This window comes from Lentilactobacillus sunkii DSM 19904 (genome assembly GCF_001435575.1).
Taxonomy (GTDB): domain Bacteria; phylum Bacillota; class Bacilli; order Lactobacillales; family Lactobacillaceae; genus Lentilactobacillus; species Lentilactobacillus sunkii.
The window spans coordinates 1-24,505 of sequence record NZ_AZEA01000013.1 but is presented as its reverse complement, the minus strand read 5'-3'; the positions used below and the strand labels follow the sequence as shown (position 1 = coordinate 24,505).

The 24,505-nt window shown below is 43.0% G+C and carries 14 protein-coding genes and 2 pseudogenes; 15 read left to right on the top strand and 1 reads right to left on the bottom strand.

What is annotated here, in order from left to right; translation table 11 throughout:
- Positions 1-87 precede the first annotated feature (87 nt).
- From FD17_RS08320 to FD17_RS08270, 11 genes and pseudogenes are all read left to right on the top strand, one after another.
- Positions 88-1,191: pseudogene (locus tag FD17_RS08320) on the top strand (S-layer protein); the annotation flags it as partial.
- A gap of 222 nt (positions 1,192-1,413) precedes the next feature.
- Positions 1,414-1,791 carry a hypothetical protein gene (locus tag FD17_RS08315; RefSeq protein ID WP_057825528.1) on the top strand — a complete coding sequence of 126 codons (378 nt, stop codon included), beginning with the start codon at positions 1,414-1,416 and terminating at the stop codon, positions 1,789-1,791.
- Between the two features lie 260 nt (positions 1,792-2,051).
- The gene (locus FD17_RS08310) at positions 2,052-2,810 is read left to right on the top strand and encodes a DUF6612 family protein (protein ID WP_057825526.1); all 759 of its coding nucleotides are present in this window, start codon (positions 2,052-2,054) and stop codon (positions 2,808-2,810) included.
- Between the two features lie 188 nt (positions 2,811-2,998).
- On the top strand, positions 2,999-3,730 hold the full coding sequence (locus FD17_RS08305) for a hypothetical protein (RefSeq protein ID WP_057825525.1): 732 nt from the start codon (positions 2,999-3,001) through the stop codon (positions 3,728-3,730).
- Between the two features lie 145 nt (positions 3,731-3,875).
- Positions 3,876-5,459 carry a hypothetical protein gene (locus FD17_RS08300; protein ID WP_057825523.1) on the top strand — a complete coding sequence of 528 codons (1,584 nt, stop codon included), beginning with the start codon at positions 3,876-3,878 and terminating at the stop codon, positions 5,457-5,459.
- 156 nt (positions 5,460-5,615) lie between these two features.
- Positions 5,616-6,683, top strand: coding sequence for a mandelate racemase/muconate lactonizing enzyme family protein (locus tag FD17_RS08295; protein WP_057825522.1), 1,068 nt, complete (start codon positions 5,616-5,618; stop codon positions 6,681-6,683).
- Between the two features lie 10 nt (positions 6,684-6,693).
- Positions 6,694-8,316, top strand: coding sequence for a peptide ABC transporter substrate-binding protein (locus tag FD17_RS08290; protein WP_057825521.1), 1,623 nt, complete (start codon positions 6,694-6,696; stop codon positions 8,314-8,316).
- A gap of 5 nt (positions 8,317-8,321) precedes the next feature.
- Positions 8,322-10,376 carry a CocE/NonD family hydrolase gene (locus FD17_RS08285; RefSeq protein WP_057825520.1) on the top strand — a complete coding sequence of 685 codons (2,055 nt, stop codon included), beginning with the start codon at positions 8,322-8,324 and terminating at the stop codon, positions 10,374-10,376.
- Positions 10,377-10,447: 71 nt separating this feature from the next.
- Complete coding sequence (locus FD17_RS08280; protein WP_235803199.1) at positions 10,448-11,080, top strand: carbonic anhydrase family protein; 633 nt, start codon at positions 10,448-10,450, stop codon at positions 11,078-11,080.
- 124 nt (positions 11,081-11,204) lie between these two features.
- The gene (locus tag FD17_RS08275; protein ID WP_057825518.1) at positions 11,205-13,088 is read left to right on the top strand and encodes a hypothetical protein; all 1,884 of its coding nucleotides are present in this window, start codon (positions 11,205-11,207) and stop codon (positions 13,086-13,088) included.
- Positions 13,089-13,269: 181 nt separating this feature from the next.
- On the top strand, positions 13,270-15,204 hold the full coding sequence (locus tag FD17_RS08270; RefSeq protein ID WP_057825517.1) for a hypothetical protein: 1,935 nt from the start codon (positions 13,270-13,272) through the stop codon (positions 15,202-15,204).
- A 60-nt stretch (positions 15,205-15,264) separates the two neighbouring features.
- Here FD17_RS08270 and FD17_RS08265 read toward each other — a convergent pair whose 3' ends face one another.
- A complete protein-coding gene (locus FD17_RS08265; RefSeq protein WP_057825515.1) occupies positions 15,265-16,134 on the bottom strand; it encodes a DNA/RNA non-specific endonuclease in 870 nt (289 codons plus the stop codon).
- Between the two features lie 214 nt (positions 16,135-16,348).
- On the opposite strand from FD17_RS08265, the gene FD17_RS08260 reads away from it, so the two are divergent.
- The 4 genes and pseudogenes from FD17_RS08260 (at position 16,349) to FD17_RS08245 (ending at position 24,248) form a co-directional block, all read left to right on the top strand.
- A complete protein-coding gene (locus FD17_RS08260; protein ID WP_235803198.1) occupies positions 16,349-18,211 on the top strand; it encodes an S-layer family protein in 1,863 nt (620 codons plus the stop codon).
- A gap of 459 nt (positions 18,212-18,670) precedes the next feature.
- Positions 18,671-20,234: pseudogene (locus FD17_RS08255) on the top strand (S-layer protein).
- A 463-nt stretch (positions 20,235-20,697) separates the two neighbouring features.
- A complete protein-coding gene (locus tag FD17_RS08250) occupies positions 20,698-22,335 on the top strand; it encodes a hypothetical protein (RefSeq protein WP_057825511.1) in 1,638 nt (545 codons plus the stop codon).
- Between the two features lie 293 nt (positions 22,336-22,628).
- Positions 22,629-24,248, top strand: a complete 1,620-nt coding sequence (locus tag FD17_RS08245) for a hypothetical protein (protein WP_057825509.1) — start codon at positions 22,629-22,631, stop codon at positions 24,246-24,248.
- The last annotated feature ends 257 nt before the right edge of the window (positions 24,249-24,505 follow it).

Sequence of the window (24,505 nt, the reverse complement as noted above, 5' to 3'; positions counted from 1 at the left end):
TTCTCAGTAATGGGGTACACTATGAGTACGGGTTACATAAACCTAGTGAACTACAAAATTTTTTATCATATTGGAGGAGACGCAATAATGAAATCAAGCTTGAAGAAATCATTATTTGTAGGCTTAGCAGCATTAGGCTTCGTCGCAGTTGCAGGTTCAGCTAACGCTAACACTGCATCAGCAAAGAGCTATGCTAAGGTTACATCAAACAAGGCATTAACTACCGACGCTACTACTCGTAACGTTAATGTTAATGGCTCAAACGCACTTTATACTAAGGCAGGTACCTTGAAAGGTGCCAAGACCGTTGCTACCAAGAGTACTTTGGCTAACTTAAAGGATAACAAGACTGGCCAAAAGAACTGGCGTGTATACCGTGTTGCTACTACTAACCGTGGATCAGTTTACTACAAGATCGTATCATTCGATAAGACCTACCGTGGCTGGATCTATGGTGGTAAGAGTCAATCAGCCTTTGCTGGTGGAATTGATTCATACAACACTGTTACAGCACCTGCAGCTAACCCAGATGCAAACGGTTCAGTAAACTCATCAGCTTCAATTAACACTGCAAACCAATCTAATGGTTTAAGTGCCACTCAAAAGGCTGCTACTTACAAGATTGCTACCACTGGTACTGCCAATGATGGTACTCAAGTAACTTACAGCTACCCTGCATGGACACAATACAAAAAGGGCCGTGTAATCACTGACTCAACTCCATACAAGGACGCTACTTTCAAGGTAACCGACGCTACTACTCGTACCCGTGAAGGTGACCTTTGGGTTAAGATCGCTGCTACTGACGCTGCCAATGCTAAAGCAAATGGCTGGATCAAGTACAGTGCATTGAAGCAAGCTACACCAACTACTCCAGTTACACCAACTACTAAAGTTGGCGCTAACCAAATTGGTGTTAAGTTTGTAGACCAAAACGGTAAAGAACTTAAGACTGTTGTTTGGACAAAGGGTACTACTGATGCAAATCCATGGGCAACCCTTAACAAGCTTGCCGGTAACCATGAACTTACTTCACCTGTTGCTACAATTCAAGGTCTTGCATATCAATACCTTACTGAAGCAGCTGGTATCACTGGTTACAACTGGACTGGTATTACTAATGCACAAAATGATGCTAACAACGCAGCTATCAAGGGTGCTAGTTATGGTCAAACCATTACTATCACTTTGAACAAAGAGGAAGGTCAACACTTCTTCAAGAGCTTCAAGTTCCTTGATAACGCTAACTTGCATGCTAAGTAGACTCCACTAGTATACTTCGAAAACTCTAAGGGTGTTGGTGCTCCTGCCGATGCTTGGGCACAACAAATCGTTACTAACCCTGCTTTGAGTGGTAACACTGGTAAGATTGTAAGCATCAAGAATGTTCAATCCGCATTGGATGACAACAGCTTGAATACTATTTACTACGCTACTGATGGTAACTGGTATGACTTGCTTAACATGACTAACCGTTTGAGCCAAAACGACTTGAATGGTAATGGTAACAACAAGGGTGGTATTCTTAGCCAGAACATGGTTGGCCACAAAGTTAACGTTTACCAGATCACATTTAGTGACTTAACTAAGAATGTTGTTAACGGTTCAGGTCTTGGTAACAGCTGGGCACCTATCTTCAATGTTCCTGGTGTAGCTATCCAAGATGAAGGCCGTGCCGGTGCTATCCAAGGTAGTTCAAATGGATCACGTCACGAATACACTATTACTGATGACTCAGCCGCTTATGCTGCTAAGAGTTTGAAGGATATGTGGAACGGTGTTCAAGGATAATTTCAACTTTTAGTTGAGATTTAACTTGAATCTGAAGGGCTGAACTTTATGTTCAGCCCTTTTTGTGTTGGTTATGAAAATTGTGGTTTCCGATCCGCATTGCTGATTTAATTTATTTCGGTTATGACTGCAAACTTATTAATATTGATGGTTTTTAAGCTTGCCCAAGTTTTTCTCAAACATTTTATAAATTACTCGTAGCGATTATCTATCCGTGATATGCTAATAATGGTTATTAAAAATTGTATGAGGAGATTAAGATGAAAAAAAGTATAGTTATTGGTGCGGTTCTTTTGAGTATGGTTGTTGCAGGTTGTGCAGGGCCTAATGCTGCCGATGTTTCATCACATGCTATAAAAGCCGGTAAGTCAGTTAAAAGCGCCCATGTTGATCTGAAAGTTAATAGTACTAGCGGTGGCACAACATCTAAAAATGGGGTTGTTGGCAAATTCCGAACTAATCCCACAATTATTAAGGTTACTCAGACTTCCGATGGAAATCCATTTGGTGGATATTACATTAAAGGAAACACTGCTTATATGAATAATACAAAAAAATGGTATAAACAAACAGGATCTACTAGTGAACAAACCGGTGAAGCTATGCTAAAGCAGATGAATGTTTCCCAATCTGTAGAAACATTACAAGCCATTAAGGATCATGTTTCTCTGAAGACAAACAAATCCACTTATGTACTTTCATATAGTGGTAAGGGCAAATATGCTTCTAAAGCAGTTAAAAGTATTTTAAGAAAGCAGATGAATTCCAATGTTCCCGAAGCGGCTGTTAATAAATTGTTAAAGGGTGTTACGGTTAGTCATTTTAGTTTTAAGTATACGATTAACAAGAAATCATATTTACCTGTTAAGTCTTCAATTCAGATGAAATATAGTGATAGTGCTTCTGGTCAAACTGCAAATTCCGATATAAAGGGCAAATATTCGAATGTCAACAAGGTTAAAGCTTTTGATGTTCCAGCAAGTGTAAAATCACAAGCAAAGACATTTAAGACCAAATAAGCATTATTCTTCACGACGTTTGATATTCAATTAAATTAATATGTCTACACAAATTCAAATGAGTCGTTTTGTTTTCACAAACGACTCATTTAATTTGTCACAATATCTTAATCTGCGTAATTATCAATCCTACCCACATTTACGGTATAATAGAACTGTACTAAATATTAACTGGGAGGGGTACAAGTATGAAATTAAATTTGAAGAAATCATTATTTGTTTCAGTTGCAGCACTTGGCTTGTTTGCGGTTGCAGGGACAACCAATGCCAGCGCCAAGAAGTCTTATCCACACATTACGATGAACGAAGTTTTAAAGACTAATCCATACAACAGAAATGTTGTATTTACCGGATCTAACGCTCTTTATAACAAGGCTGGTACATTGAAGAGTGCCCGGGTTGTTGCAACTACTTCAACCATCAAGGACCTGATCAACGAACGTCAATCAAAGAATAATCTTCGTGCATATCGAATTGCGACAACCAGCCGCAACTCTGTATACTACAAGGTTGTCTCATTTGACGGCACATACCGTGGCTGGATTTACGGTGGTAAGATGACTGCAGATCGTGGCGGTTTTGCCGGTGGTATTAAGTCAACCAACACCTTCACTGAAGGTACTTTGACTCCAACACAAAAGACCACTGTTTACCGAATCACTACTCCAGGGATTGCCAATGATGGTAAGAGTGCTACTTATGAAGATCCAATGTATACACAATACAAGTTGGATCATGATGATCGCCAAGTTGATAACACTACCAATTATGGTGAAGCACGATTCCGTCTTGACAGAATTGGAACTCGTACTCAAGAAGGCGACACATGGGTATACATCGTTGCTACTCAACCTGCATACACCGTTGCCAACGGCTGGATTAAGCTTTCAGGCTTAACTGCAACAGGTACAATTCAATAATTCAAATATTTAATTTCCTCGAATTAGCTTCGGCTGATTCGAGGATTTTTTTGTCTAACTTGAAAAGTCTGTTTGCTAGGTTAACTATATTGCGTGTCGTAAAATATAGGTGAATCAGGGAACATATTATTGGGAGGCGATCCATATGAATAGAAATCTTAAAAAGTCATTGTTTATCTCAATGACTGCACTGGGTTTTGTTGCTGCTGTGGGGGCAGCTAAAGGTCAAAACGTTAGTGCAAAATCTTATGCATCGGTTACTTCGAATCAGAAAATGACCACTGACCCAACAACCCGTAACGTGACACTTAACGGCAGCAATGCTATTTATAACAAAGCAGGCACACTACGGGGAGCCAGAGTTTTGGCTAATACCGCAACCGCCAAAACTTTAGCTAACGCGACTGTTTCAACAGCCAACTTCCGTGCATACAGGGTCGCTACGACCAACCGTGGTTCCGTTTACTACAAGGTTGTGTCATTTGACGGCAATTTCCGTGGCTGGATTTATGGTGGCAAGAGTCAGGCTTCATTTGGCGGCGGTCTTGCGGATTACAACACGTTTACTTCAACGACTTTGAGCGATACTCAAAAGACTTCCACTTACAAGATAACAACCCCCGGTACCGGTGATGATTCGGTTACCTGGATTTCTCCACAAAACACGCAATACAAGGTTGGAAAGCAGGTTACCGACACCACACCATATGCCAACGCAACTTTTACAATTGACCAGATTGGCTACCGGACCCGTGAAGGCAGCAGTGATGTTTGGGTTCATATTCTGAATACCAACAACTCACAAATGGGGGTTAACGGCTGGATCAAGCTTAGCAGCTTAACTGCCGTTCAGACTCCACAGGCTGACAACGCAGTTCGGATTAACTTTACTGATCCAAATGGCAAGATTGTTAAGACTTATGATTACACGGTTGCCAATGCTGTTAAGGGCAACACCCTTGGTCAGTATTCTCAGACTTCTGCTCTTTGGGTATTGAATGACAGCACTGCCAGCAGCTTGATTGCCGGCATGAACGCAGCCCTTAATAACAGTGGCTATAAGTTGGGAAGTGCCGATCTGACGACTGCTCAAAAAGCCGCTCTCGCCGCAGCAAAATTTGGAACTGGAACCGTTGATATTTCAGTAGTCAGCACAGCTACCAACACAGCGTTTAGTACGATTACACCTTACGGTTCATCAACTGGGACACAAGCTCACGCACTGACTGGAACAACACAAGGAATTGTTGATGCAGGAGCCAACTTCCCAGACGCTGATCCGAACACCAGTGGTTTTCAACCGGGATATTTGACCGCAACCACGCTTAATGGATTCTCAAGCACGCAATTGAATATTATTTTGAGTGCGTTAACCAATGCGTACAGAGATCCACAGGCTAACGGGGCTCAGATTCTGAGTTCAATCAACGCAACATTCAAGCAGGCAGCTCAAAATCAATACGTTGTTCCAAGTGGATTGAATTTCACCAACAATAATGCCAACACGGGAACCACGTTTACCGCTGATCAACTGATGGGTTACATCAGAAGCAATCCAAGCTTATTCACCCTTCAGTCACCTAAATACCCGGTATTTACAGTACCGGCAGGCAGTTATGGTGGAACCAATATTCAACTTAGCTGGGAGACAATCAATTACACCGCAACGTCAACATTGAATGGAACGATTGGTCAGCCGGTTAATGTTTACTACAATTATTCGAATTAATAAATTTAACTGATTTTGTTTACTGGGTTATATGTTGAAAGGGCGTTTCTTATTCGAGAGACGCCCTTTTAATGTATGAACATCTTGTTGCGTTTGTTCATTAAAACGGATACACTTTAATAAAATTAACGTTTTTATCATTTTGGAGGATGAATTATGCACATTAAGGACATTGTCAGTAAAAAGGTAAGCAATCAGTTTACCCATCCAATCAAGGTCACCTTTGGGGAGATGACATCCACCGAATCGTTGATCATTAAAGTGGTCACCGATGCCGGCCTGATTGGCTACGGTGAGGTATGTCCGTTCGAACCGGTTACCGGGGAATCGATTCAGACAGAGGAAGTGGCTTTGGATATCCTGACAGATATTTTGATCGGCCAGGATCCGCTTTGCATCGAACAGGTTCATCATTTAATGGATGATAAGATTGTCGGCCACACCGCTTTGAAAGCTGGAATTGACATTGCCATGTATGATTTGCTTGGCAAAGCTTCCGACCTACCCATATACAAACTGCTTGGCGGGGTCAGCAATCAGGTCCGCTCAGATGTGACAATCGCAATTGATACGCCGGAAAAGATGGCTCAAGAAGCAACCGACTATCTCGCTCAAGGATTTACCCAACTTAAAGTCAAGACGGGGATCGATCAGGCAACTGATGAGGCTGCCATTCGACAAATCCTTGACGCAGTTGGCGATAAAGCCACTGTTAAGATTGACGCTAATCAGGGATGGACAGCCAAGCAGACAATCCGAATTTTGAATGAATTTCGAAATACTCAATTAGACATCGTTGAACAGCCTTTGCCATATTGGCAGCATGAAGAGAACCAATTAATTCGAAGCAACATCACCCAGGATTTGATGCTGGACGAAAGTGTCCATTCACCAAGTGATGCCTACAACGTCATTAGTAACGGCGAAGCTGACATGGTTAATATCAAATTGATGAAGTCTTCTGGATTATTTGGGGCGGAAGGCATCAACAAGGTCGTTGAATCTGCCGGTGTTCCCTGTATGATTGGCTGTATGGCTGAAAGCCGGCTGGGAATTTGTGCCGCAGCTCATTTTGCTGCCGCCCATCGGAATGTGGCATATTGTGATCTGGATAGTTACCTAATGTTTAAAGAGTCCGATTGGCTTAAGGGGGGATTCACAAGTGAAGGCGGCTTGCTGACACTATCTGATCAACCGGGCTTGGGCATGGAAGTTGATCTTTAAGGGGGATTATATGATGAATAAGAAATTGACATTAACGTTGGCTGTTGCTGCCACCATGTTACTCGCAGCTTGTGGTAAGCAGAATACCAGCCAGAATAAAAAGGAAGCCAGCTTTGGGTTGAATACAGAAGTTGCTTCATTGGATACACTCAAAGCCCAGGATCCAAACAGCTTTGATGTTCAAAACACTTTGATCAGCGGGTTGTACCGAATGGACGCCAATGATCAGGTGAAGCCGGATGTGGCGTCGGGGATGCCGAAGAAAAGCAATGGCAACAAGACCTATACGATTAACCTTAGGCACAATGCCAAGTGGTCCAACGGCACGTCCGTGACTGCCAGTGATTTTGTGTTTGCTTGGAAGCGTGGCGCCAACCCAGCCACCAAGAGCAACTATGCTTACATTATTCAAACAATTGTGAAGAATGGTGACAGGATTGCCGCCGGAAAAATGAATGCGAATAAGTTGGCAGTTAAAGCCCTTGGAAAATACAAGCTGCAAGTTACTTTGCAGAAGCCAACCCCGTATTTCACTTCGTTATTATCATTTAACCCGTACTTTCCACAAAACAAGGCATTCATTAACAAGATGGGCAGTAAGTATGCAACATCACCGTCAACCATGATTTATAACGGGCCGTTCAAACTCAAAAAGTATCAGCAGGGTGCGACTTCGATTACTTTGACTAAAAACAAGAAATACGTGGGGCCAATTAAAGCAAAGCTCAATACAATAACCTTTAACATTGTGAAGAATCCACAGACCGGGCTGAGTCAATATGAGGACAAAAAGTTGGATATGACCTTTTTGACTGGCAATCTGGTTAAAAACAACAGTAAGAAAGCCGGTTTCAAGACCATTCCCAATTCGATGGTGACCTATCTCCAATTTAACTTTAACAAGAGTGAGAATCCGTTTCTCCGCAACAAAGATTTCCGATCAGCCATTGGGAACGCGATTAATACCAAGCAGCTGGCTTCAAAGGTTCTCCAGGACAAGTCACTTCCTCTGACGGGCTACGTTCCACAAAAATTGGTCAAGAATCCTGCCACTGGTCAAGACTTCCGAAAAGAAGGCGGGGCATTGTCGACTTCAGATAAAACACAGGTTCAAGCAGACTGGAATAAAGCTTTGAAAGCAACTGGCAAGAAGTCTGCCACCATTCAACTGCTGGTGGATGACGAAGATTGGCAGAAGACAACCGCTCAGTACCTTCAGTCTGAACTGCAAAATCAGATGAAAGGATTGAAAATTGAAATTCGCTCATTGCCAACTCAACAGGAGCTTGCTTTGGTAGCCCAGGGTAAATTCCAGATGTGCCTGGCACAATGGGGGCCTGACTACCAGGATCCGAATACGTATTTGGCAAATTACGTATCCGGTGGTCGAACAAAATTCAGTGATCCGAAATTTGATAAAGATATGAATGATGCCAACACAACCTATGTTAACAATCCCGCCAAACGATTTGCCGCATTACACAGCGCTGAAAAGCAGTTGGTGCAAAACGACAAAGCGATTATTCCACTTAACCAACAGGTCTACTCAATTCTGCAGAGCCCTGATCTCAAAGGGGTTGCCAATCATATGGTGGGTGCTCCGTTCACATACGCAACTGCATACTGGAAGTGATTTGATTGAAACTTGATTATTATGAAACAGGCATTAAGGAAGCAACCTTCTCTGTTGAAGACGGAGAAGTTAAGGTTAAAGACAACGTTGCCGGAAGTCAGTGGCAAGACTTATTTGGCGATGTTGAAGAAGAATATACCTCTAAGGTCCATTTCAACGTCAAGGAAGCCTTCTATAAATTTTTCGGTAACAGTCCTGTGACTGATGATTTGGAAAAAGGCGTGAAATTTTCCACGCCATATGGTGATGTCTATGAGCCGACTGATAATCCCCACTTGTGGATTCAACGTGAAAAGAATCCGGCAGTCAACTTGGTGGTCAATGACAACCAAGTCGTCGGCTTTCAAGTGGCCGCGCGCAATGTTGGCACAGTTGTGATTCAGCAGGGATTGGAAGAGTTGACGGTATTGGCGGAGTGGCAGAAGCATGGCATGCTCGTCTCCAACCCATTAACGGCTAAGCCACACTTTACAGCCATGGTTCCGATGCGAGATGGTGTTCGGTTGGCCACGGAAATCTTTATTCCTGACGATGGCAAACCAACTCACAGTGTGGTCATGGAGCGAACACCATATGGGCGACAGATGTACTACCAGGGGTATCAACGCTTTATCCAACGCGGATTTGTCGTTGTTCTTCAAGATGTTCGTGGGCGAAACGACTCTGAAGGTGATTGGCTGCCAATGTATTATGAACGTGATGACGGCCAAGACACCATTGAGTGGATTGCCAAGCAGGACTGGTCTAATCAAAAAGTGGGGATGATCGGCGGATCATATGGCGGTTATGTCCAATGGGCAGCTGCCTCATCCGGAACTCCGTATTTGAAAGCCCTAGTCAGCATGGTAACCGCCGGCGGACCGTTCAACGACACGATTTATAAAGGCGGTGCCCCGATGTCTGGTGGACTAGCCTGGTTCTTTGCGATGGCTGAACGGAAATTCAAGCCGGAAAATATGATGCGTGATGATTGGGATGAATTAATGAGAGTCCGGCCATTAAGCCAAGTCCCAACGGTTGGCCTCGGCCATGAGATTCCCAGCTTCTCTGAGTTCAGGCGCCATACCACTTACGATGATTTTATTCAGAACATGGATTGGAAAACCCGTGCCGATAAGATTACTGTGCCGGCTTTGATTCAAAGCGGCTGGTACGATGATAATGGTGTAGGGACAACCGAAGCCATTCGGGCAACCGATCAATATCCGCACGGTCGAAGAAAAATTATCCTAGGTCCATGGATTCATGCAGGAAACTCTCAATACGATCTTGGCCCGGTTCACTTGGGTCAAAATGCGTTGCGATTTGATATCGATCTGTTGCATGTTATGTGGTTTGAGCACTTTTTGAATGGTGTCGACAATGGCATTGAGGAAGGGTCGACGGTTGAATATTACACAGTGAATATGGATAAATGGCGGCAGGCAGATCATTTTCCGCCAAACCAGCAGGCAACCTCATGGTATCTGGATAAGGATCGATTAACCCCAGATAAGCCCAAGACAGATAGTACCGCAACCTTTGACTATAATCCTGAGCATCCAACGCCACATCTTATCGATATTTCCCAGAATGAATTGGAGTTTCCGAACGATTACGCTGAAGTTGAAAAGCGCGATGATGTCGTCAGCTTTACCAGCAATCAATTAGCCAAACCACTCGTCATCACCGGTTGGTTTAAAGCCGTCTTTTACGCCTCATCTTCCGCCGTCAACACAGACTGGGTTGTTCGCCTAACGGATGTCACCCCGGACGGGGAGGCCATCAACATTGACGACGGCGTTATGAATGCCATTTTCCACGAGGACTACCGCCATCCCAAATTATTGACACCTGGCAAGGTCTATCAATTTGAAATTGAGACGCAAAAGACATCCATCATGTTGGATGTTGGGCATCAATTACGATTGGACATTGCGAGCGCCGCCAATAATTTGGTATTCCCCAATACGAATACCGAAGTCGGCGCCGATGGCAATCATACAGTAATTGCCCATCAGACAATTTATGGTGGTCCAAAGTATCCGTCCTGTGTTGAATTTAATACAGATAACGATTAATCTAAAACAATCAGGTATTTTCCTGATTGTTTTTGCTGTGTAGTAACCAGATTAATATTGAAAGAAGACTAATGATGCTAAATTATAATCGCCAAAAGAACTGGACTAACAACTTTGGAAATCAACAATCACCCATTATGATCAACACCCACGACTTGAAACCAAAAAAGGGGAATTTGGCATTCAAGCCCAAGTCTCACTATGTTCTGATTCGAGAAGTTGATGAGCTGACAACCATTAAGTTGACCGGCCGAGGAAAGGCCAATATCTTTGGCCGTCCCTTTGACTTTAAGCAGGTTCATTTCCATTCCCAATCGGAGCACGTGATTGACGGGAAACCTGCAGCAATGGAAGTTCATTTGGTTCACGAAAACAAGATTGGTCAACTTGCTGTGGTTGCGTTGATGGTTAATGAGGGACCAGCCAATCCGGAATTTCAACAAATCATTGATCGTTTTGAAAGCGGGATGATTGACTGGGTTGATTTTGATATCACAAATTGGGTTTCGTCCGAGTCCAAAGGGTTCCATTATTTGGGATCATTGACGACACCGCCACTCCAAGAAGGGGTTGAGTGGATTGTGATTAATAACACAATGTTAACCGTTGACGGGGATCAACTAAATTGGTTTAGGTCAAAATTCCACAAAGATTACCGTGCTCTACAACCGCGTAACGGTAGGGTTATCGAATGGTATAAGTAGAAAATTTTGTGAAAAATGCGCAATATCTGGGCTCTTTCTTTGTACATTACACATTACTCATATATAATAAAGGTGTAGCTGGATAGAAGATATATTGTTAACTTTTGTTAAGGAGGGGTTTTATATGAATAAGAATCTTAAGAAGTCATTGTTTGTTTCTATGGCGGCATTAGGATTTTTAGCAGCCGCAGGGACTGTTAATGCACAGAATGCTAGTGCAAAGTCATACGCGCGTGTTACATCGAATCAGAAAATGACGACTGACCCGACTACACGTAACGTCACCTTTACAGGAAACAATGCTCTATATACTAAGGCCGGTACTTTAAGAGGCGCACGAAAAGTAGCCACTGTAACTACTTTGAACAACCTCGCAAGTTCTAACACTTCACAAAAGAACGTTCGGGCATACCGAGTAGCCACTACTAACCGTGGATCCGTATACTACAAGGTTGTTACCTTTGATGGCAACTACCGTGGCTGGATTTATGGTGGTAAGAGCCAAGCTGATTTTGGCGGCGGTGTTGATTCATACACCACATTCAATAATCAGTCGCTCAGCACTTTAACCCAGGCACAACAGAACGCTACTTATAAGATTGCCAGTCCAGGTACCGCAAATGACGGTAAGACTGTCACATACAAGCAGCCTGCATGGACTCAATACAAAGTAGGGCGTGCAATTACTAATTCATCACCTTATGTCAATACTGTATTTAAGATTGACCAAGTAGGTACTCGTAACCGTGAAGGAGACCAATGGGTACACATCTATGACGTCTCCAACGCAACATCACCAGCAAATGGCTGGATTCTCATGAGTGGATTAACTCAAGCAGAAGCACCAGTTGCTGACAATGCAATTCGAATCAATTTGGTTGATCCAACTAACAACAATAACGTGATCAAGTCATTTGACTATGCACGAACAAACGCTCAAAAGGGCAGCTACTTCGGTAACTACACCAACAACGTTTGGACAATCACTGCTAACGATCAAACATCAATTCTCAATCAAGCACGAGCCGCTTTGAACGGCACCAGCTACGGACTTGATAGTTTGACCGCTGCACAACTCGCACAACTTGGTGCAACTAAGTTCGGTACTTCAGTAAACATCGCAGTTAACAAGATTTCTACGATCGCTGACAATGCAATCCGAATCAACTTCATCAAGCCTGACGGCACTTCATTGAAGACCGTTGACTGGACTAAGAATGGTGTTGCTAAAGGCTCTGCCGTTGGTTACGCTGTTAACAACAGTTCACTCTGGTCATTGAATTCTGCTGATCAAACAGGTATCCAAAGTGCAATCACTACTGCATTGAACAACTCAGGTTATCAGATTGCTGGTAACACTTTGACTGCCGCTCAAATTGATACCATTGCACGGGGAACATTTGGTGGACAAGTTTACATCAACGTTGTTCCTATAGCTAATAACTACAGTACGATTGTTCCTTATGCACGTGTTGCAGGCGGTTCTACCAGTCATGCATTGACCGGTGTTAACAGTCAGTATGTAAATGGAACAATCACAGTGTCCGTACCTTCAACTACGTCATTTATCAGTAATCCAAACAGCAATCAAGCATCACTTTCAAACTTGTCCATTAAATTGACTGCTGCACAAGTTGAAGCTAATCAAGGTATTCTTGGTACTTGGTTGAGTAGCATAAATGGTACTAATGCCACCGATGTTAAGAAGGCTGCTGTTAAGTCCGCTAATGATCAGTTTGAAGCATTAGCTCAGAGCCAATTTAACAACAATGCTTTAAGCTTCAATGGATTTACTGGCACGGCCGGCACATCGTTTACTAGTCAGCAAGTAATGGATTATATCCATGGATCAGTTCTTAATCCATTGACTTCTCCAGACTTCCCAGGATTTAATGATGATGGTAGCTTCGCTTCAATGGATAATATCACATTCACTGCATCTGGTGCCGATTCTGGTACATTTGGTACACCAGTTAAGGTAACTTACAGTTATCCAGTTGATGACTAATATGAGATCTTTGTAATCTGAATTGAATCAAAAACAGCGTCCTTTCGGGGATGCTGTTTTTGTATACATAATTTTTGCGAGATTCGAGACTTTAAAATTGAGGTTCCGACACCCCCTTCGATATACTTGCACCATAACCAATGACAAGAACACCGTTATGATTTATATAAGGAGGATGTTTATGAAATCTAATCTCAAGAAATCACTGTTCCTATCACTGGCTGCGCTTGGCTTTTTGGCTGTGGCTGGAACCGCTACATCTCATTCCGCGGATGCCAAAAGTTACGCGCGGGTGACATCTAATGAAAAGCTCACCAGCACACCAACCAGCCGAAATGTTAATTTCACTGGTTCAAACGCCCTGTATACCAAGGCTGGGACGCTTCGGGGAGCTAAGAAAGTTGCTTCAACGACTACCGCTAAGAAACTTGCCAATTCTCGTAGCTCACAAGACAATGTCAGGGCATATCGAGTGGCGACTACCAATCGGGGATCTGTTTACTACAAGGTGGTTACCTATGATGGTGCCTACCGGGGATGGATTTATGGCGGAAAGACGTACAACGGCCAAACAGAATCCTCATTTGCCGGAGGTGTCAGAGCGTTTGATACGTTTAAAAACACTAATTTATCGACGTTGACCGATGCGCAGCAGAAGGCAACTTACACAATTGCAAGTCCGGGAACGGCCAACGACGGCAAGACCGTAACTTACAAACAACCGGCTTGGACCCAGTATAAGGTTGGTCGGGCAATTACCGATTCCACTCCATATGCCAAGGCAACTTTCAAGGTGGATCAAGTGGGAACCAGAACCCGTGAAGGCGATCAATGGGTTCATATCACGAACACGTCAGATGCTAATTCACCGGCAAACGGCTGGATTCTATACAGTGGCCTGAAACAGGCAGAAGCGCCAATCGCTGACAATGCGGTTCAAATTAATTTGGTCGATTCCAATAACAAAGTTGTTAAATCGGTAACCATTACTCGGACTGGCGCCAAGAAGGGGTCCAACTTCGGTTACTACACTAATGGCGCTTGGTCCATCAGCATGGCTGACAAGACCAGCGTTGAGCATCAAATTCGAGATGCCCTTAGCGGCACACCATACACACTTGATACATTGACAACTGCTCAGATGGCGCAACTTGGCCAGGCAACATTTGGTAGTTCAGTCAATTTCACGGTGGGAACTGTTGCCAATATCGCGGATAACGCATTGCGGATCAATTTCCGGAAACCGGACGGCACATCACTCAAGACGGTTGATTTCGTTAAGGGTGGCGCGACTAAGGGGAATAACGTTGGTTCTCCTGTCAGCGGCAGCACCAACTGGACATTAAATGATACCGACAAGACAACCATTCAGAATCAGGTCAACACAGCCTTGACCAACTCGGGCTATCAATTACCTGACGGCAACACGTTAACTGCCAGTCAAATTAATACGATTGCCCGCGGGCAGTATGGCGGTCAGGTGAGTCTGGATGTGGTCCCAGTATCTGATGGGGTTAGTACAATCACACCATATGCCAAGGTTAAGAATGGCGACGACAAGGATCTGACGGCATTACATGGCTTATCAGGGACTTATAGCACGACACCTAATGGGTATGTGATTCCGGATAGTGTCGATAAAGATAAATTTGCGGATAATCCAACCGCAACAGGTGCCGCAACACCAACCAATCGGACATTCAACATTTCAGCTGCTCAACTTGCTGTGACAGATGGGAAAGATCTGTTAACTAATTTCTTAAGTGGAATTAAGGATGCCAAAGTTCGCGAGGATACTTACAATGGAATTGCCATGAAGTTCGTGGATCAGGCAAAAACCCAATTTATCTCGAATGGCCTCAACTTCGATGGTTATAGTGGCACACCTGGTGCAGCGTTCAAGGGCGAGGACGCTTTGAATTATGTGAATGGTTCAGCAGTCAAAACGTTACATTCAGTTAAGATTCCTGTTTTCACACCAACTAGTGATTTTACTTCAACACCAGTTAACGATGTGAATGATTGGAAACAATACACATTTACAGCTTACAAAGCAGATGACGGCCACTTCGGCACACCTGTCAAAGCTTACTACACTTACGATCAATTAAAATAATTCATTAACAAACAAGGGCATCCCAATTGAGGGATGCCCTTGTTTTATAGATTTGTTTAATTAACCAACGCGACTTGTTCCAGTCTTGTAATTGAGTTTAACGCCTGGTTGAATATTTTTGATATATACATTGAAATGAACCCGATTGCTTCCGATCGATTTACCCTGCATTTGAACGCCGCGGGCTAATAGATCATGGCCTTTGAATACTGGTCTTACCTGATAGCGGATGTAGTGTTTGTAACTGCCACGAAGGTAATAGGCCACCTGATTTTCATACTTCAACATGCATGGCGTGTTCAATGACCGGGTTCCGGTAATCAAATTCTTGAGATTGTTATTCTGGCCGGTCAATTGGTAACCGATCAGGTGACAACGGTTGTACAGCCAGCCACCATTAATTCGCTTGTTGTGCCAGCCGGTGGGGTCGACGTACAGCGGTTCACGTTGGCCGGTCGGCATCAATCGTTTGTTCAACATGGCATTGGCAGTGGTTGCCCGGTTTAAGAAATCCAGGTTTCCGTATCGCTGCCATGAGCCGTGTTTCCGTGAAAGGGTGCTCTTGGAGAACTTCGGCCGGTTATGATTGATGATCACAATCTGATGACCACTGACCTTAATCGGCTTATTGCTGACTCGCCGGGCCTTCTTCCTGGTTCGGTTTGCCTTCTTGCGCGTGGTCTTTCTTCCCTTGTAAGGATTGAAGTCGGTTTTTGCCAGCGTCAAACCCCTTTGTTTAGCTTCCGAAAGGGGCACGCGATAGACTTTCTTGGCCCGATTCAACCCGCGATTGTGGCGGTGGTAGAAATAATGCTTTCCCGTCCTGGTTATGTATACGTATGTGGTGGCCGATGCGTTATCTGGGGCCGTATAACTGACACCGCCGACCATCATGACCGTCAGTAAAAAGCAGTAGATGATTTTCTTCATAAATACTCCTCCAATATGGTTTTATGAACGCTTATAATTTTATCATTAAAGTGATATTTTCAATAATTATAAATTTACGATTTGCAACTACCACATGCACACATTTGTCATAATTGTACCCGATTTCAATACTAATTTGCTTTTCTGTTGATTACTTATTAATAGTCATATATTATTAAGGTAATCAGTAAATATAGAGGGGTACAGGAGGATTATGATGAAGTTTACTAAGAAATCACTGTTATTGGGGATCGCCGCTTTAGGCGCACTGACAGTTGCCGGATCGGTTAACGCAACATTGGCAAATGCCAAAAGTTATGCCAAGGTTGTATCAAATACCAAGCTGACAACTCCGTCAACATTGCGAAATGTTAACTTTACCGGAGGCAGTGCTTTATACACCAAGGCCGGTACTTTGAAGGGTGCCAAGAAAGTTGCCAATCAATCTACTTTAATGAGCTTGGCTAACTCGAACATTTCACAAAATAACGTTCGGGCATATCAAGTTGCCAAGACTAATCGTGGCTCGGTCTACTATAAAGTTGTGACTTTTAATGGCCAGTATCGTGGTTGGATCTATGGTGGCAAGAGCGTATCAAACTTTGCCGGTGGATTAACCAACTACACCACATTTGACAACCAATTCCTGTCAACGTTGACCACTGCCCAGCAGAACGCAACCTATAAGATTGCCAATCCTGGGGTTACCAACGATGGCAAGACGGTTACTTACAAAGAACCAGCATGGACTCAGTATAAGGTTGGTCGGGCAATTACCGATTCATCACCTTATGCCAACAGCCAATTCAAAATTGATAAGGTGGGCACCAGAACCCGTGAAAAAGATCAGTGGGTTCACATCGTGGATACCACTAATGCCAATTCACCCGCAAATGGCTGGATTTTATTTAGTGGCTTAACTCCAACATCAACACCAGTGGCTCCGGTCGCTGATAATGCAATTCGAATTAACTTGGTTGATCCAAGCAACAATTCAACAGTTGTGAAGACCTTTGATTACGTTCGAAACGGTGCCGCAAAGGGCAGCCAATTTGGGTCATTTACCAACAACGCTTGGACCATTCCTTCAAGCGATCAATCCGCTATTGAAGCTAAAATCAGAAGTGAACTCAGCGGAACCAATTATAATTTAAGCAACTTGTCATCATCACAAGTCGCTCAAATCGCCCAAGCAACATTTGGCGGTTCAGTTAACATTGCGGTTAATAAGACTGCTGCAATCGCTGACAACACTGTTCGAATCAACTTACTCAAGCCGGATGGCACATTCCTCAAGTCAACTGACTGGGTTAAGAATGGTGCTACCAAGGGTAAGAACGTTGGCTCATCAGTATCCAACAGTACATTATGGACATTGGATTCAAATGACCAGTCAAGTATTACCAACCAGATTAACTCAGCATTAAGTAATAGCGGCTATTCACTTGCCAACAATGCTTTGACTGCAGCTCAGGTTGATACAATTGCCCGTGGATCATTTGGCGGTTCAGTTGACGTTTATGTTGTGGCTGTACAGAAAGCAACTTCTACGATTGTGCCAATGGCTACGTCACTCTCAAGTATTACGAATTGGATTACTCTGCAAGGGACTACCTCTGAATACAGTACTGCAACTGCATCAGTTGATCTTCAAAACGACCCTAAGACCTTTACATCAAGCGCGCTTCAGAGTGATTCAGCATCTGCTACTGCTTTGATCAATCGAATTAAGAGTCAACCAGACAAAGTTACGGCGCTTAATAAAGCACTATACCTTGCCGCAGCAACTCAGTATAATTCAACAGGTGTTAAGCTGGATGGCTTTTCTGGTCCTGCTGGACAAAGCTTCGCACTGACTGACCTTAGTGGATACATGTATACTAATGGACTGGGGTCACTCAAGTCACCGAAGTATGTTCAATTTGTTGGCAGTGGTGATAGTTTGAAGCTCAAAACATACGATGGAATTAGCTATATCTTACCAGCCAATATTGGTGGAAAATATGGTACACCTGTTAATGTATTATATTCATTTGCGGGATTTACAGATCCAAACGCAACTTCTACAGCAAAGTAATTACGAATTAACTTAAATAACGACCTTCAGCATCTTCGCGGATGTTGAAGGTCGTTTTATTTTGCTCCAAATAGGTATGTCGGGTTATAAAGAAAAAGAACGTACTCTATCTAAAGATAACGACTTATGTTATTAATTGCCCATATTTAATTAACCAATCGAACATGTTCACAAAATCTTCACACTTTATACACAAAATATGCACATTTAAAATAACAAATTTTTGACTAGTAATACGAATTACTTCACGTCATCAGTGACATACAGCCGTTTTATTTGTCCGTATAAATGTGACTTTTTTGTGAACGTTTCCCACAAATATACATTTTTCTTCAAATATGTGATAAAGTCTTACCAGTGAAATATTACTGCCAATAAAAAGTTTGGCTACTTTTAGTAATATCACGTCTTGTTATGCGCGCTTAACAGAACTATTTGGATCAAATTGGAGGAATTAACTTGAAGAAATCATTGAAAAAGTCACTCTTCGTAGGACTTGCCGCTCTTAGCTTCGTTGCCGTTGCTGGAACTGCAAATGCTACTCAAGCAAGTGCAAAGACATATGCCAAGATCACTTCTAACAAAGCTTTGACTGGCGATGCAACTAACCGTAACGTTAACTTTAACGGTAATGCTGCTTTATATACTAAAGCAGGTACATTAAAGGGTGCCCAAGTGGTAGCCGGCAAGTCAACTTTAGCTACTTTTGGCCAAGGCAAGGACTCAAAGAACAACGTTCGTGCTTACCGTGTAGCTACTACTAACCGTGGATCAGTTTACTACAAGGTTGTTTCTTTTGACGGCCAATACCGTGGCTGGATTTATGGTGGTAAGTCAGCATCTGCTTATGCCGGTGGTGTTGCTTCATACAACACAACCGGCATAAGCAGCCGCTGCAAACACTAACGGTTCATCATCAAGCTCAGCTGCATCAACTTCAACCAGTACTCAAACTACTGCGTTGACTGATGCACAAAAATCAGCAACCTACAAGATTGCTACTCCAGGTACATCAAATGATGGTACTGAAGTAACTTACACATTCCCTGCATGGACTCAATACAAGAAGGGCCGCGTAATTACCGACTCAACTCCATACAAGGACGCAACATTCAAGATTACCGACCAAACTACTCGTACTCGTGAAGGCGACTTATGGGTTAAGGTTGAAGCAACTGATAACGCAAACAGCAAAGCTAATGGCTGGATCAAGTACAGTGGGTTAACTACTGCAACTACCACTCCAACTGATAACTTTGATGCTAACAAGAGTGTTAAGATTGCTTATCGTGATGTTACCACTGGTAAGACACTTGATAAGACCAACACTTGGACAACAGCATCAACTGATACCAAGAAGGGTGACAGTGTCACCAGCAAGGTTAACGCAGGCGGTTATGGTTTAGCTGACTTCGTTAAGAGTGCTTCTGTATCAGGATATTCTTTGACTAACAAAGACAATCCTACTGCTGTTCCATCATTCGATAATGCCAAATTTGGTGATACGATCACCGTTGACGTTACACCTGCAGCAACTGCAGCACTTAAAGTTGCCTTTTACTCAGAAGACACTGCCGGCGGTTCATTAACTGCTTTGAAGTCATCTGACTTTGCATACGGCTATCCAGCATTGACAAGTGATGCTCAAACAACTGCTCTTGGCAAGTCAACTGATACTTCATTTACTACCACTAAATTCTTTAACGAGAACGGTCCATTTGAAACAGCATTTAACAAAGCTGTTAACAATTATGGTGCAAAAGCCGGATCATTAGCTGATGCTTCTAAGACAACAAGTACTACTGGTAAGGACAAGACTGGTTTCTTCGGTCAAGCACTTAACAATGGTACTCAACGTTACTTCTATGTATACAACTCTGCAGATACTTTGAGTAATAACGCATCTAACCAAGCAAAAGGCAACACAATCAAAGTCGTATTGCAAAAGTATGTAACAAGTACTCAATTGCCTGCTGAAGCAACTAAAGATGCTAACGCAAACACTGATTACATCGCAAAGTAGTTTTTAATCTGATCATCAATTTTCAAACACATCTATTCCAAGCTCCATAACACAGCATATCTCTACAAGTTAATAGGGGGGTTCGACCGGAGTAGTAGCCGGCCGGCCCCCTTGTTAATTAAAAATTGTTCAATCCAATATGATAAAAATATGATTTGTAGTCGCATATTCAATCAAGCGGTTTATGCGAGTGGATGACGTACTTCAAGCATACTTCATCCGTAAAAATTTAGAGTTCAAAGGGGCGGGTCGATTAATTTCGATCCGCCTTTTTGGTACAGAAACCCACAAACTTAACCTAACCTTAAAATATACAAAATTTAAGTATATCTATGCACTTTTGTTGCATTGTTTTATACATGCAATATTCGTGTAACAACTTAAGAAACTTGTTTAAACTCCGTAATATCACTGTTCCTCAAACAAGATATACTATATGTATTCTTTAAAAGGAGGAACAAAAATGAATAAAAATCTAAAAAGATCTATATATACAGGAATTGCTGCATTAAGCTTTGTCGCAATTGCCGGAACGGTCAACGCAACTAATGCGAGTGCCAAGTCATATGCTAAGGTAACCAGCAACAAGACCTTAACGACAGACGGGACGACCCGTAACGTGAACGTCAACGGAACCAATGCATTGTATACCAAAGCCGGAACTTTGAAGGGGGCCAAGACAGTTGCCACCAAAGCAACTTTATCAAACCTCTCAACTTCCAAGAGCAGCGAGAAGAACTGGCGGGCATACAAGGTCGCTACGACTAATCGCGGTTCCGTTTACTACAAGGTTGTATCGTTTGACGGTACATACCGCGGCTGGATCTACGGTGGGAAGTCAACCTCAGCATATGCCGGTGGGTTGAAAGACTATAACACAACTACTGATCCAACGGCGTCAACTGACACCAGTTCATCAGCTTCTTCATATTCAACCACCTCATCTCAGGCAAGCCAGACTTCAGCATTAACCACTGCTCAAAAGGCTGCCACTTATAAGATTGCCACTCCAGGAACAACAAATGATGGTACTGAAGTCACATACAGCTATCCTGCATGGACACAATACAAGAAGGGCCGGGTTATTACCGACTCAACTCCATATAAGGACGCAACCTTTAAGATTACTGATGAAACCACCCGTACCCGTGAAGGTGATTTGTGGGTCAAAATTGAAGCGACTGATTCAGCCAACAGTAAAGCGAACGGCTGGATTAAGTACAGTGGCTTGACGACCTACACAACCACACCGGTATCAACATTTAACGCGGATACCAGTGTGAAGATTGCCTACCGTGATACTTCAACCGGTAAGACACTTTCAACAACCAACACATGGACAACTTCATCATCAAGCACCAAAGAGGGTGGCAGTGCCGTTAACTATACCAACTCTGACGGTCAAACAATTGGTAAGTACATCTATAGTAAGGGTGCGCCATCCGGTTACAAGATCACCACGACTGACAGCAAAGATTTAGCTACAGACGGCAGCAACGCTACTGTTACGCCATCACTTTCCAACGCAACGTTTGGTGCTACTTTGACCGTTGATGTGACGCCTGTTGCTTCAATGACCAAAGTTAAGTACGAAGTTGCCAGCGCAACCACGGGGAATGCAAATTCAACATTATCATCAAGTGACTTCCTATATGGTTACCCAGCATTGACTGCGTCAGCACAGACTTCATCACTCCCAGTCGGAGGATCAACCAGCGGAACATTCACTGTCTCAAGTTACTTTGGATCAGATGGGACCTTCACCAAAGCATTGAACAGCACCAGCTCATCCAACAGTGTTCAAACGATCAAGCGGAACAGTGATATCTGGGATGCCAGCGGTAATGAAATCATCACACCAAGCGTGATTGCTAACGGCTTAACCGGATTCTTTGGACAAACTGACTCAACCAAGTCCACAACATCCGCTCCAGCACACTACTTCTATGTATATAACGCAACCAAGACATTGGCTGCCAACGCATCAACTATGAATAACGGTTCAACTGTTAATATCGTGTTCGATCGTTATTCAACCAACACAACACCTGCTTCATTGAATTCTGATTTGAACGCCAACACGGATTACGTTTCAAAGTAACGATTTCATTTAATTCTTAATATCCTCCAATATTGATTTGAATGATTGTCACATATTCAATCAAGCGGTTTATGTGATGCAGGTGCAATATTTATCCGATATTTTCCCGAACTAAATAGTTGAAACAGACGGACCAATTTTTATTGGTCCGTTTGTTTCGGTTGGGAAGATCGCTCAAAGATGATATACTGAAAAAGGTTGGTTAATCACGTGTGTAATTTCTGGAATCACATCAGGACTTATACCACGCTGATCATACTTATCATAACAATTCAATATTGGAGGAATGTAATTTGAAAAATACTTTGAAAAAGTCCCTTTTCGTAGGTATTGCCGCCCTTGGATTAGTTGCTGCAGTTGGTACTGCTAATGCTACTCAAGCAAGCGCAAAAACTTACGCAAAGGTTACTTCCAACAAAGCACTTGGTGGGGACGCTACTAATCGTAACGTAAACTTTACAGGTAACAGTGCTTTGTATACGAAAGCCGGCACTTTACGCGGTGCCCGAGTTAAAGCCAGCAAAGCCGTATTGGGCAGCTTTGCGAACTCAAAGAGCTCACAACACAACGTTCGTGCCTATCGTGTCGCAACTACCAATCGTGGATCTGTATACTACAAGGTTGTCTCATTTGACGGCAACTACCGTGGCTGGATCTATGGTGGTAAATCAGCTGATGCCTTTGGTGGTGGTGTTGCACAATACAACACAACTACTGCACCAACTGCCAATCCAGACGCTAACGGTTCTGTAAATTCAAGTGCTTCAATTAACACTCAAGGCCAAACTAACGGCTTGAGCGCTACTCAAAAAGCCGCAACTTACAAGATCGCTACTCCTGGTACATCAAATGACGGTACTGAAGTAACTTATACTTTCCCTGCATGGACTCAATATAAGAAGGGTCGTCAAATCACTGACTCAACTCCATACAAGGACGCTACTTTCACGATTACTGATCAAACAACCCGTACCCGTGAAGGTGACCTTTGGGTTAAGATCCAAGCTACCGATGCAGCTAACAGCAAAGCTAATGGCTGGATTCTGTACAGTGGCTTGAAGCAAGCTAACCCGACACCTGTTACACCAACTGACAACTTTAATGCTGATACCAGTGTTAAGATTGCTTATCGTGATGTAACGACTGGTAAGACTTTGGACAAGACTAATACTTGGACTACTGCTTCTACTGGTACTAAGAAGGGCAATGCTGTTAATGCGCTGGTTAATGCCGGTGGATATAATTTGGCCAAATACCTGACAACTACTGGTGCTCCTTCTGGCTATGCATTCAAGACTACTGATGGTAAATCAGCAGCTGCAGATGCATCTAACTTGACTATTAGTCCAGTAGTTACAAGCGCTAAGTTTGGCGATACATTGACCGTTGATGTTACTCCAACTGCTGCGCAGACTAAGGTTGCCTTCTATTATGAGACTACTTCAGGCTCAGCAATTTCAACATTAAGTGCCAGTGATTTTGCTTATGGCTATCCGGCTATGACTCCTGATCAACAATCAAAAGCACTTCCAGATACATCAACAGCTACAACAACATTTAATGTATCTAATTACTTTGATGATTATTTACTTGGTGGAAATCAAAATGCCAAGTTTATCAACCAGTTCAAGGATGCTACAAACGCTTATACTGCAGCTCCTGGTCAATTGACTGATCCAACCAATAACCAGACTAATGGTCTTTACAAGACTGGATTCTTTGGTCAAGCACTCGCTAATGGTACCCAACGATACTTCTACGTATTTGATGGTACTGCTACCAAGAAGAATAACGCAGATCAACAAACCAAAGGTGCCACTGTCAAAGTTGTAATGCAAAGATTTACTACTGGTTTGCAATTACCAGGTCAACAAACTGACGCTAACGCTAATACTGATTACATCGCTAAGTAATCTCTGCTAGTATTTGCATAGTTCATATCTGTACCAATTCCAGCTCTACAAACTTAATATGTAATGTCGACCAAAGTGATTTGGCCGTCCGCTTTAAGGAATCACTTGTTCCGTCAATATGATTTGTAGTTGCACACAGGTAACGAATTATCTGCTGGGATGGAAGGGATACTTCAAGCATATTTCTTTCAGGCAGATATAAAATCAACCAGCGATCCGATTAATTTGGCTCTTCGTCAACTGTTGTTGGTGAATCC